The organism is Bartonella sp. MU37NMGALS, assembly GCF_042194015.1.
Taxonomy (GTDB): domain Bacteria; phylum Pseudomonadota; class Alphaproteobacteria; order Rhizobiales; family Rhizobiaceae; genus Bartonella; species Bartonella grahamii.
In genome coordinates this window covers 1-11,026 of record NZ_JBHIML010000024.1, presented here as the reverse complement: position 1 = coordinate 11,026, position 11,026 = coordinate 1, and the positions used below count along the sequence as shown (strand labels likewise).

Below are 11,026 nucleotides of genomic sequence, written 5' to 3'. Positions count from 1 at the left end.
CTTTAAAACTCTTTGAAAAAAAATAAATTGGTACAAAACCTAGTGGCAAAATATACAAAACCCGCTGGCAAGCTACAGTTCTAATATGATAAAGAGAAAATGCGGTGCCGCATGCCGGATTCGAACCAGCGACCCCATCATTACGAATGATGTGCTCTACCAACTGAGCTAATGCGGCATAGGTTTGTAAATCAATGAGACAAAACTAATTTGAGGGTAATAGCTAAAAGTACGTATAAAAGCAAGAATGCATTTTTTCAATAATTTATAAAATATGATAATAATTTGCAGGAGAAGTATGTAAAAGTCAGAGGACAGTATTCTTTGATCTTAATACTATAAATGCTTTCCAATTTACGATAGCACTCAAATTAAGAAGCTAGGAATGTAGATCTTGAGGATGGAAAAAGGTGTCAAGATAACTTAGTAAAGATAAAAATATTTTCTGATTCTTAAGAAAGAAATTTGTTGAATAAGTGATTAGGAAAAAAAGATCATTATAAACCCTTTATAATGTGAAAATAAGATGAGTAGAATTAGTTGAAAAGTTACTTCTTATTTTTATGGGAAGAAAAAGGGGGAAGATTAATAAAATTAATCAAGTTTTTTTATTTAAGATGGAGTAAGAATCATGTCGGATGAAGATCGGCTGATAGAACTAGAAATGAAGCTAGCTTACCAAGAAAAATTCATTGAGGAGCTTTCTCTAGTAGTAACTAATCAATGGAAAATTTTGGATGAGATATCTAAAAAAGTTGATGTTTTAGCGAGGCGATTTTCAGATTTAAAAGAACAGAGTGTTACTGAAGCTGTTGTTTTACCATTTTCTCAATAGGGAGAAGGTGCTTAAAAATTCTTCTGCTAATAGTCTCTTGGATTTTTTTAGATGTAATAGGGTGGATATCACAATGGGAGGAAGCTGCGAAATATTCTTTATTACAATTGCAATTATTTACAGATTAGTTTTTATTTAACGCATTTTGTTAGACTTGTAGAATAATTTTTATAAGCTTCTTCCTTAATTTCAAGAAGTTCTAATTTTATAAAGAGTGCTGATATTAGAAGACGTTTTTTATATGTGATTTCTAGTATTAAAATTAAGAAAAGTTTTTGTGGAGTATAGAGAAGTATCCATAAAAATATATGAACTTCAATATGTTAAGTTTTTTCTGTACAGAGTTTTCTATAGATGGGAGTTAGATTTATTCGCTACTTTTTTAAATTGATACAAATGAAGTGATGTTATCGTTATCTATAGAAATTATAAGTGAGCGCATATATTTATAATAAAGCGTTTTAATCCATTTTGATGATCAAGTGATTTGCAGTTGTTTTAATAGGGTGAGGTGCTCTAAGCGATATCGGTTGTGTATAGTATAAAGAGCTCTAGAAGTCTTTTTCAAGATTAAATGTATTCTTCGTTATATGTACATGATATTTTGTGAAAAGGTTTTTGTTTTTCGTAATTTAAGATATAAAATACTATTGCTAAAGCACCAAAGATAGACCATGCTGGTAAATAAGTGAGAGTAATGCAAATTGAAGATAGAAAATCAGGCATTACCTTGCATAGAGATTGGTTGAGGTGATAGACATCTGTTTGCAGAAGGTTTGTTAAAATTTTATTAAAGGGGGTTGTTGTCCAATGTGATGTGATTACAGAGTGTGCGTTATCAATGACCAATGCTATAATAGTTAGTGTAACGAAAATGAAGGACATTAATTTAAATAAATAGTGGAGCATATTTTTTCTTAAAACTTCAACGGGGCATATATATAATGCACAAAAAAATAAGGGGTTGCATTATGATAAGAAAATAATTTTACGTTTGTTTTGTGTTTTTTGAAAAATGTGCCTGATTTTTCGATAAAAGTTGAAGTTAGGTTCAACAAAAGTAATGAGGCATGATGTCTGAAAAAAAGCACAATGAATTGAAGCGTAGCCTTCAAAATCGCCATATTCAAATGATTGCTTTGGGTGGCGTTATTGGGACAGGACTTTTTTATGGGTCAACCGAGGCAATTCAATTAGCTGGTCCCTCAGTCATTTTATCTTATCTTGTCGGCGGGCTTATTATGTATTTCATTATGCGAATGCTTGGTGAAATGTCAGTAGAAGAGCCGTCTTCAGGAGCATTTAGTTTTTTTGCTTATAAATATTGGGGGAGATTAGCTGGTTTCATAACAGGTTGGAATTATTGGTTTCTTTATATTCTTGTGAGCATGGCTGAACTTACAGTGATAGGTTTTTATCTTGATCATTGGATTTTGATTGATCATTGGAAAGCATCTTTCATTGTTCTTTTATTTGTTACATTCATTAACTTGTTTAATGTTCGTTTTTATGGAGAATTTGAATTTGCTTGCGCTTTGATCAAAGTGGCTGCTGTTATTGGTATGATTATTTTGGGAATTTTTCTCATTGTCACTGAACTAGGGGAAAATCAAGCGAATATTCATTATCTTTGGGACCATGGCGGTTTTTTCCCTTATGGAGCAGTAGGGGTTGTTTTAGCGACTTCTGTAGTAATGTTTTCCTTTGGAGGAACAGAGCTTATTGGTATTGCTGCTGGAGAGGCATCTGATCCACAAAAAACAATTCCAGCGGCTATCCGTCAAGTTATGTGGAGGATTATAATTTTTTATATTGGTTCTATCAGCGTTATTATGATAATCAGCCCTTGGAATATGATTGGAAAAAATGGCAGTCCTTTTGTTACAATTTTCGAGACTATAGGAATTCCTGCTGCTGGTCATATTTTGAATTTTGTGGTGATTATGGCTGCTATTTCTGTTTACAATAGCGGCATTTATTCTAATGGACGTATGCTTTATAGTTTAGCTGTACAAAAAAATGCACCACATATTTTTAGTAAACTGAGTGCTGCTCGTGTTCCTTATATTGCTATCCTTTTTTCATCATTCTGTACGGTGTTGATTGTCGTTTTTAATGCTCTTGTTCCTGATAATAGTTTCATGCGGATCATGGCTCTTGCAACTGCAGCAGCAGTGATTACTTGGGCTATTATTGTTATTGTTCATTTGAAATTTCGCAATGCACATAAGAACAGAAAAGGCAACTTTACTTATGCGTTTGGTTTATATCCTTACGCTAACTATCTTTGTCTCTGCTTTCTTGCTTTATTATTTTGCATTATGTTTATCAGTGGTTTTGGGCAAAATGGATTGATGACTCGACTTTTTGATATGATAGGAATAAGCGTGCCTTTTCTTGAAACATATATTCCTGTACAGATGCCTGATATGAGTTTGGCAGTCATTATTATTCCTCTATGGTGCTTATTATTACTTTTAGGTTATAAACTGAGACGATAGAGAAAGAAGAGCTAATAAAACGGATTGATTGGAATAAATCTTGGGGACTATAAAATTTGATGAGGTAACACAAGTTTTTGGTGATTTGTGTGTTTTAAGGAATATTACTGTACAGCTTACCGAAAAACGAATTGCTGTTATAGGTGCGAATGGTTCTGGAAAAAGTACATTTGTTCGTCTTATTAATGGACTCCAATTACCATCTCACGGTTTTGTAAGCGTTGATGGGCTTGATACCAAGCGCGATGCAAAAGCAGTAAAGCGTAAAGTTGGATTTGTATTTCAGAATCCCGATAATCAGATTGTTTTACCATTAGTTGAAGAGGACTTATCATTTGGTCTCAAAAATTTAAAGCTTAGTAAAGATGAAATTAAGGAGCGTGTAGATGAAATTTTACAGCGCTACGAACTTCAAGACTTCAGAAATCACGCTGTCCATTTATTAAGTGGTGGGCAAAAACAACTCGTTGCTATTTCCGGTGTAGTTGCAATGAAACCAGACTACATTATTTTTGATGAGCCGACGACATTACTTGATTTGCGAAATAAGCATCGCGTTACGCAAGTGATAGAAGAATTACCACAAACGGCAATAGTTGTATCGCATGATTTGGAGTTTTTGAAAAAGTTTGATAGAGTGCTGGTTTTTGATAAGGGGGAGATAGCAATTGATGATGTACCTTTTGTTGCTATTAAGGAGTATATAAGAAGAATGTCATGATCGGTTTATATATTCCAAGGGATGCGTTTATTCATAGGTTAAGTCCTGGAGTTAAGTTATTATTTCTTGCGGCGTGTGGAACTTTTATAATAATGGTTTCTTCCATAGTGCTTCTTGGGTTATTTTTGTTGTTGGTCATCTTATTCTATAGAGTCGCCAAGGTCCCTCTCAAAACTGCGATAAAGCAATTTAAATCGATGGGATTGCTTTTGGTTCTTCTATTTGTATTTCAAACTATTTTTAGCGGTTGGCTTACGGGGGTTGAGGTCATATTACGTCTTGTTATCCTCTTTTCTTTATCATCACTTGTTTCATTCACAACAAAAGTTTCAGATATGGTGGATGCAATTGAAGTCTGGCTTCAGCCTTTTTGCTGTTTTGGTATAAATCCATCAAAAGTGAGTATGGTTATTTCTATGGCGATCAGGTTTATTCCTCTTTTGAGTGAAAAGTTTAATGAGGTACATGAAGCACAGCAAGCACGGGGACTTAATACTAATATTGTCGCTCTTGCGATACCTTTAATTATACGAACCATAAGAATGGCTTCAGAAGTGGCTGAAGCATTGGAAGCGCGTTCTTATGATGCTGATACCATTGATACAGCATCTCATAATAATCAAAGTTTTTTATAGTGAAAGAAGAATCAAATGAATACAAAAGATTTAGTTTATATTGCTTTATTTGCCGCTATTTATGCTATTTTAGGACTTTTCCCTTCTATTTATCTTCCTTTTCTTCTAGGGGTACCTATTACAGCTCAATCGATGGGACCGATGCTAGCAGGGTCTATACTTGGGGCAAAAAGGGGTGCTTTAGCATCACTCCTTTTTCTTGTTCTTGTTGCGATTGGATTACCTCTGTTGCCTGGTGGTCGTGGTGGAATCAGTGTCTTTTCAGGGATTGCAAGTGGTTACTTAATAGGTTTTCCATTTGCTGCATTTTTTATTGGTTTAATGGTAGAATTGTTTTGGCAGCGGTTAAATTTTATAACATTATTTGTGATAAATACTGTTGGTGGCATTGGGATAGTTTATTCTTTTGGTGTTCCATGGACAGCGTATATGACCAAAGTCTCTTTACTGAAGGTTTTAATGGCTTCATCAGGTTTTTTGATAGGCGATTGTTTAAAAGTATTGATTGCATCCTTTGTTGCACTCGCGATTAAAAGATCTGTTCCTCTCATTCATTCAAAGCATAATAAGAACAAGCTAAAATGAATGTATTATTTTGTTACGCTGTTATTATATAATATTCATGTATCACAATAAGTTTATTGAATTTAACCATAGTAATCTATGATGTAATTAAACATTGTAGAATCTAATATGATTTATATAAGTGATATTATTAAAATAAATTATTATAATATTTTTCTCTATATCTAAGGCATTTAAAGTGTACTTTTATAAATCTGATACTTTTTATTAATTATAGAACATTAACGAAATATTTTCCATAGTGAAGGAATAATTCAGTGAATACAAAAGACTTAGTTTATATTGCTTTATTTGCCGCTATTTACGCTGTTTTGAGTCTTTTTCCTCCTATTTATCTTCCTTTTTTACTGGGTGTCCCTATTACAGCTCAGTCTATGGCGCCGATGTTAGCAGGCTCTATACTTGGAGCGAAAAGGGGAGCTTTAGCATCACTTCTTTTCCTTATTCTTGTTGCGATTGGATTACCTCTATTGCCTGGTGGTCGTGGTGGAATTAGTGTTTTTTCAGGAGTTACGAGTGGTTATCTGATTAGTTTTCCATTTGCTGCATTTTTTATTGGCTTTATGGTAGAATTGTTTTGGCAGCGGTTAAATTTCATAATATTATTTGTGATAAATACTGTGTGCGGTATTGGGATAGTCTATTCTTTTGGAATACCATGGGTAGCTTATATGACTCAGGTTCCTTTGTTGACAGTTTTTATAAGTTCATTAGGTTTTTTGGCTGGTGGTTTCTTGAAAGTGCTGATTGCATCCTTTGTAGCGTTGACCATTAAAAAAACCGTTCCTCTCATTCATCCGGAAAAGGGGTAGTTCTGTACTGAAGAACAATTTTTGCCAAATGTATGTGGATTAAAAATCACTACAGAATACCATTCTGTTTTGTCTACTTTATGTCATGTTTCCATTGGGCGATTCTGAATATTACGCTAGCAATTTTTATGAATTCCTTTGCAAAAGAATTAAAGAGCACGCACGGTAATGACGATGCAAACAAAAGATGTCACAGAGATTTTAAAAAGACTGGGCTGGGAGCCTTATCGTGATAACGTGGGGGATACTTTTGCGCATTATCATCTTCCCGATCGCATTGTCGGTATTGGGTATGGTGTAAAAAATTATGGAGAGAGTGGCAAAGAGTTTTTGCTTTCGGCTGATCTCACCACCGCTGCTTATTGTCTTGCTCGGGAATATTCTAGAGGTGAAAAATCACAGCGTAAATATGGAGATGTGCTGTTTTACGCGAAGGAGGATTTTAATGTTAAAGCTCCGGATCTTTCCGAAAGCCATATCACAACCGCTTTAAACAAAGTGATTGCATGGGCGCAAGCACAGGATATTGAAAAAAAATTACGTGAAGAAGCTGCAGATCATTCTCTTGTCGCAAAGGCTTTGCTTGGTGATGTAGAGACTTTAAAGAGTTCTGAGGTTACATCTCAGTTGTATGTACCAGAATTTTCTGATTACAAAACAATGACGAGGTATGATCGCCTGCTTTTTTTTGCACAGGCCTATAAAAATGGGGAATTAGACGATATTCTAACGCGCAAGAAGCCAAAACAGCGCTCGATAAGTCTCACAGCAGCAATGCGCGTTCTTAAAACACAAGGGTGGTTTTCAACGGAACCTGGAAAAATGTGGTTGATTTTGCCCGACCGTTTCATTCAATTTGATTTTGGTTTTATACGTCTCCATGACAATTACAATGTCCGTATTGAAGCTGAAATATCTAATGAAATGATTTCTGTTGCTTGCAATTGTATTCACTATAGTAAGGAATATTGGTGCGTTTCTCCTACGGGGCTTTATAATTCTTTTAATACGATTGGGGGGGGATTTTTAGTGGTTTTGGTAAAGGTATTGATATTTGTGTAGAGACATTAGATGAGCAAGAGCTTATCAAAATCTCTGAGCGGATAATACAGTGGGCACGTGCCCAAGATTTACAAGCATCAATAGAAAGCAAAACGCTTATCCAAAAATATAGCTACAATATAGATATAGTCTGGCATTTAGCTTGTTTAGCATTAACAGGTCAAATTGATGTCCTGAAATCTTATCAAAATTTTTTAGAAGCAGGTACGATTTCTGAAATTTTGGATGACCGTGAAGTAGAGAGATATATTAACCAGGCCGTTCAATTTGCTGAAGAATATCTGAAAATCCTTAATGAGCGAAAAGCCATAGATGATCGTCTTAGTTTACAAGATTTGTCTTTTCTTAATACAGTTTCTGAAGACTTAAAAAGGATGGACTGGACAGTTTATCGCGATAAGAACTATGATCGCAATGCTTATTTTATAAAGAAAGATCGTATCATTAATATAGTGTACGACCTTGATGAAAACGGAGAGACACCGCTTGTTACCTTCAAGGTTTCTCTTTCAACACTTGGTTTTTCTACAGCTTATCGATCTATTTTCATCAATACTCCCCAATATACCGTTCTTAAAGAATCAGAAGATGTGTATACAGTTTCTAGTACTGAATTGGATGAAGACAAGCTGAAACAGATTAGTGCGGATATTCTTGAATGGGCTGATCGGCAAAATGTGAAACAAATCATCTATGGTTATGCGGCTTTGTCCCCAGACAGTGAATATGATTTTGCGAAGTTGCACCTTATTGCACTTATTCTTATTGGGGATGTTGAAAAACTCAAATTTTATAAGGAAAGTTTGAAGGATAAAAACTTTTCAGCTTTGATAAGGGAAAACATAGCACATATTATTGATAACGTCCTTACTCTTGCACGCCGTTATCGGACTGGTTTTCCCAAAAACGCTCCTATTTTAAGCTTGGATCTGCAAACAGCATCTGTTGCTTCCAAAACTATTGCTGTTGAGGCGACAGAGGAAGCGGATGACACTGATGATCGTCTCATCATGGAAAGTGCTCATGCACTTTTAAAAAGCCTAGGCTGGTTGACTAAGAAAATCAATGAGAATGATTATATGGCAAGCTATCAATTGGCTGATCGTGAAGTAGATATTCTTTATAACGACGAAATTGCCAAAGGCTACCCGCAATTTGACAGCGCCTTTATGATTAGCACGGGCATTCTTTCCACCGCTTGCAAATTCATTGATCTTACCCACACGGAAGATTTTCCAGATATACAGCTTAATTTTGAAGCCAAGGGATTGGAAATCTTTGAACCAGAAGTCACTGCGGATCGCTTAAAGCAAGCACTTGGTGATGCGCTAGAATGGGCAGTCAAAGACATTGACCTTTCTAAAAGACTTCGCTCTGATTATGGTCGAGCTCCTTGGCAACAAGATGCAACATCTAAAGCAAACGATACACATTATGCTTTACTTCATCTTGGCGCTCTTGCTTTATTGGGTGATGTTGAGACCTTACAATCTTATCAGAAAAGCTTTACGGCAGAGGATCACATAGGCTTTGACGAGAGCATCAACAAAACCCACCTTGAACGTGCATTAGCTTTAGCCAAAGAAGTAGCAAAGGTGAAGCAAGTGAGCTACACTTTGATTGAACGGGTAGCAAAAGATTTTGGTGATCACTCAGAGCTTTTTAGCGAGGAATAACCTCGCTCTTGGAAGGAGTGTTTATTTAAGTCTATTTAGAACAAAGAATAAATTGATTATTTTGAAAAAAATCGAGGGGATTATGAATCATGAAATGGATAAAGAAAAAAAGTATGGGGGCAGCTGAGCCTATGGAATTTAAAGGTCAAAAAGTTTATCAGGAAGATGAACTGTTTGATCCTGAAACAGTTTCTTCTTGGAAAGAAAAAGGACACATAATAACAGGTACAAATGTGGAAAGAATGGCATCAGGAAGAGCTCCTATTGGAGTCGATTGTAGGCCTATTATGTTACATCCTGTGACACAAGAACAAGATAGTCCTCTCGTTGAGGTTCTCTACTCATTTTATCATGACAAGAGTTTGGTTGCTCATATGAAGCCAAAGACAAATTTTATCAAAAAAGTTATTTGTTGGATTTCAAAAAAAGTCTCCTAAGCAGGAAAAAAGAAAAAGTAATTATTGCAAATATTGGAGTAATGACACTAAAAGGCGCTCTCTAAACTTTAATGATCACCTCCTTTATTCCATCATATATTGTAAATGCGAGATGATTGTACAGAGACAGATGAGAAAAGAGCTCCTTCAAGAACATATCTCTTATGATTTTATCAATCTCATCCCAATTTCATTGGCTATAGTAGAAAAAGATTGATCATTAGAAACACTCATTATGAGTAAAAACACGCTGTGACTTATGGAGAAAAATTTATGAAAAGTTATACTTTATCAGATGTTGCACAATATGTTGATATGCATAGTCATGCTATTAATTTTGGTACTCAAGATAATGCCCCTGATGATGTACGGATTAAAACAGCTGAGAACACTCTCGATTTACAATTTACCTCTTCCTATAAGAATTTTTTAAAAAATTATGGAGGAGGAGAAATTGGAGGTGAAGAAATATTCAGTATTTATGAAATCTGCGCAGGTATTCCTGCTGGTGATATTGTTTACCGAAATTTGCTCGATAGAAGAGATGGCTTTACGGACCCCAAACAACTTGTTATCTGCACAACTGATTTTGGTGAAACCTTTTATTTTGATTATACGCAGTCTCGGGATGGAGAGTGCCCGCTTTATCTTAAGTTTCCACTTGACGATCCCCAGTATTACGCAAGTAATTTTTATGAATTTCTCTGCAAAAGAATTAAAGAGTATGCAGGGGAGGATTCATGAAAACCTATACCTTAGATGATGTTGCAGTATTAATTGATAAAGTTAATAAATATAATGATGATATTATCAATTTTCGTACTGAAGAAAATGCGGCTGATAATCTACAGATTGAAAAGGCGGAGAAAGCTCTTGGTTTGAAATTCAACTCTTCTTATAAGATTTTTTTAAAAAAAACTATGGAGGAGGGGAAAAATGAAAAAAATCTTAAAACTATTGAGCTGCATGGCTCTCTTAAGTACAGCTGGATGTCAGTTAGGCAATCCTCCCCCATCGACTTTGGTTTTATGGGAAAAGCCTAGAGCAGATCGGGCTGTAATCGAACAATCACTTTTAAAATGTGGCTGGAAACCGGTTTATGCTTCTTCTAGTGATATGAATTCGTATGCAAGTGAATTTGCTTCAGTATATGAGTGCATGAAAAAAGCAGGCTTTCGATATAAATTGCAGGATTCAAAGGGGATTTATTTTACACAACCTCTGAAAAGTGACTCGTTCCTAACCGATCTCATGATAGCTGGATATCAGCAATTTATGGACAATGATACTTTTGGTCTAAGCAATACGAGAAAGAAGGAACGGGCCATGATAACTCATTTTAAGAATGAAAGAAAACGTCAACAAACAAAAAAATCTTTGCAAAAGCGATCATCAAAGCGTCCTACCCATTCTTAAAGAGTTAGTTGAACAAAAAGCACGAATGATGGAGGGAGTCAAAATAGTGCTCTTCTTTATTCAAGCGGGTGATACGTTGAATCTAGAGGTTGATCAACTCACCAACAAGGCAGTGGTAGGTTCTCTTTCCACTAGTTTTTTAGAGGATGTGCGTTTTCATCAACCTGACAGAATTCTGGAAGCCGATCCGAAAAATAGAAAAGGTGTTGTGATCAATGAAGGGGCATGTTTTCGCTTTTATCATGGTGGTGAGAATGGGGGTAGGTACCTCTTTTACCGCACTCCAGGGCGTGGAAGGATGACTTTTGACGAAGATTTTGAAGCAGGAAAGGATTATTATATATAT

Annotated in this window: 10 protein-coding genes, 1 tRNA gene and 4 pseudogenes; 13 read left to right on the top strand and 2 right to left on the bottom strand. The window is 35.4% G+C overall.

Going from position 1 to position 11,026, the window contains the following annotated elements; all coding sequences use genetic code 11:
- Window positions 1-105: 105 nt before the first annotated feature.
- A tRNA-Thr gene (locus ACFIJP_RS08000) sits at window positions 106-178 on the bottom strand.
- Window positions 179-631: 453 nt separating this feature from the next.
- On the opposite strand from ACFIJP_RS08000, the gene ACFIJP_RS07995 reads away from it, so the two are divergent.
- Window positions 632-835 (top strand): SlyX family protein, encoded by a 204-nt coding sequence (locus ACFIJP_RS07995; protein ID WP_375626827.1) that lies wholly within the window; start codon window positions 632-634, stop codon window positions 833-835.
- Window positions 836-1,405: 570 nt separating this feature from the next.
- Here ACFIJP_RS07995 and ACFIJP_RS07990 read toward each other — a convergent pair.
- Window positions 1,406-1,744 carry a hypothetical protein gene (locus tag ACFIJP_RS07990; protein WP_375626825.1) on the bottom strand — a complete coding sequence of 113 codons (339 nt, stop codon included), beginning with the start codon at window positions 1,742-1,744 and terminating at the stop codon, window positions 1,406-1,408.
- A gap of 164 nt (window positions 1,745-1,908) precedes the next feature.
- Between ACFIJP_RS07990 and ACFIJP_RS07985 the strand changes: the two genes are divergently transcribed.
- The 12 genes and pseudogenes from ACFIJP_RS07985 to ACFIJP_RS07930 form a co-directional block, all read left to right on the top strand.
- Window positions 1,909-3,336, top strand: a complete 1,428-nt coding sequence (locus tag ACFIJP_RS07985) for an amino acid permease (protein ID WP_375626823.1) — start codon at window positions 1,909-1,911, stop codon at window positions 3,334-3,336.
- A gap of 40 nt (window positions 3,337-3,376) precedes the next feature.
- A complete protein-coding gene (locus ACFIJP_RS07980) occupies window positions 3,377-4,057 on the top strand; it encodes an energy-coupling factor ABC transporter ATP-binding protein (protein ID WP_012754688.1) in 681 nt (226 codons plus the stop codon).
- Complete coding sequence (locus ACFIJP_RS07975) at window positions 4,054-4,692, top strand: energy-coupling factor transporter transmembrane component T family protein (RefSeq protein WP_375626821.1); 639 nt, start codon at window positions 4,054-4,056, stop codon at window positions 4,690-4,692. The genes ACFIJP_RS07980 and ACFIJP_RS07975 overlap by 4 nt, the downstream gene beginning before the upstream one ends.
- Window positions 4,693-4,707: 15 nt before the next feature.
- On the top strand, window positions 4,708-5,277 hold the full coding sequence (locus tag ACFIJP_RS07970) for a biotin transporter BioY (RefSeq protein ID WP_375626819.1): 570 nt from the start codon (window positions 4,708-4,710) through the stop codon (window positions 5,275-5,277).
- Window positions 5,278-5,534: 257 nt separating this feature from the next.
- Window positions 5,535-6,089, top strand: coding sequence for a biotin transporter BioY (locus ACFIJP_RS07965; protein WP_375626817.1), 555 nt, complete (start codon window positions 5,535-5,537; stop codon window positions 6,087-6,089).
- 70 nt (window positions 6,090-6,159) lie between these two features.
- Window positions 6,160-6,258, top strand: a pseudogene (locus ACFIJP_RS07960) (SMI1/KNR4 family protein); the annotation flags it as partial.
- Between the two features lie 5 nt (window positions 6,259-6,263).
- A pseudogene (locus ACFIJP_RS07955) lies at window positions 6,264-8,827 on the top strand (DUF6990 domain-containing protein).
- Between the two features lie 89 nt (window positions 8,828-8,916).
- Complete coding sequence (locus tag ACFIJP_RS07950; RefSeq protein WP_375626815.1) at window positions 8,917-9,264, top strand: HNH/ENDO VII family nuclease; 348 nt, start codon at window positions 8,917-8,919, stop codon at window positions 9,262-9,264.
- Between the two features lie 273 nt (window positions 9,265-9,537).
- Window positions 9,538-10,008 carry an SMI1/KNR4 family protein gene (locus tag ACFIJP_RS07945; RefSeq protein ID WP_375626813.1) on the top strand — a complete coding sequence of 157 codons (471 nt, stop codon included), beginning with the start codon at window positions 9,538-9,540 and terminating at the stop codon, window positions 10,006-10,008.
- Window positions 10,005-10,198, top strand: a pseudogene (locus ACFIJP_RS07940) (SMI1/KNR4 family protein); the annotation flags it as partial. The gene ACFIJP_RS07945 and the pseudogene ACFIJP_RS07940, both read left to right, overlap by 4 nt.
- A gap of 2 nt (window positions 10,199-10,200) precedes the next feature.
- The gene (locus tag ACFIJP_RS07935; RefSeq protein WP_375626812.1) at window positions 10,201-10,680 is read left to right on the top strand and encodes a hypothetical protein; all 480 of its coding nucleotides are present in this window, start codon (window positions 10,201-10,203) and stop codon (window positions 10,678-10,680) included.
- A gap of 46 nt (window positions 10,681-10,726) precedes the next feature.
- Window positions 10,727-11,026, top strand: a pseudogene (locus ACFIJP_RS07930) (hypothetical protein); the annotation flags it as partial.

Excerpts from the sequence above, each read along its gene's own strand:
- ACFIJP_RS07995 (WP_375626827.1), top strand. The coding sequence starts at position 632 with ATGTCGGATGAAGATCGGCTGATAGAACTAGAAATGAAGCTAGCTTAC.
- ACFIJP_RS07990 (WP_375626825.1), bottom strand. The coding sequence starts at position 1,744 with ATGCTCCACTATTTATTTAAATTAATGTCCTTCATTTTCGTTACACTA.
- ACFIJP_RS07985 (WP_375626823.1), top strand. The coding sequence starts at position 1,909 with ATGTCTGAAAAAAAGCACAATGAATTGAAGCGTAGCCTTCAAAATCGC.
- ACFIJP_RS07975 (WP_375626821.1), top strand. The coding sequence starts at position 4,054 with ATGATCGGTTTATATATTCCAAGGGATGCGTTTATTCATAGGTTAAGT.
- ACFIJP_RS07970 (WP_375626819.1), top strand. The coding sequence starts at position 4,708 with ATGAATACAAAAGATTTAGTTTATATTGCTTTATTTGCCGCTATTTAT.
- ACFIJP_RS07950 (WP_375626815.1), top strand. The coding sequence starts at position 8,917 with ATGAAATGGATAAAGAAAAAAAGTATGGGGGCAGCTGAGCCTATGGAA.
- ACFIJP_RS07945 (WP_375626813.1), top strand. The coding sequence starts at position 9,538 with ATGAAAAGTTATACTTTATCAGATGTTGCACAATATGTTGATATGCAT.
- ACFIJP_RS07935 (WP_375626812.1), top strand. The coding sequence starts at position 10,201 with ATGAAAAAAATCTTAAAACTATTGAGCTGCATGGCTCTCTTAAGTACA.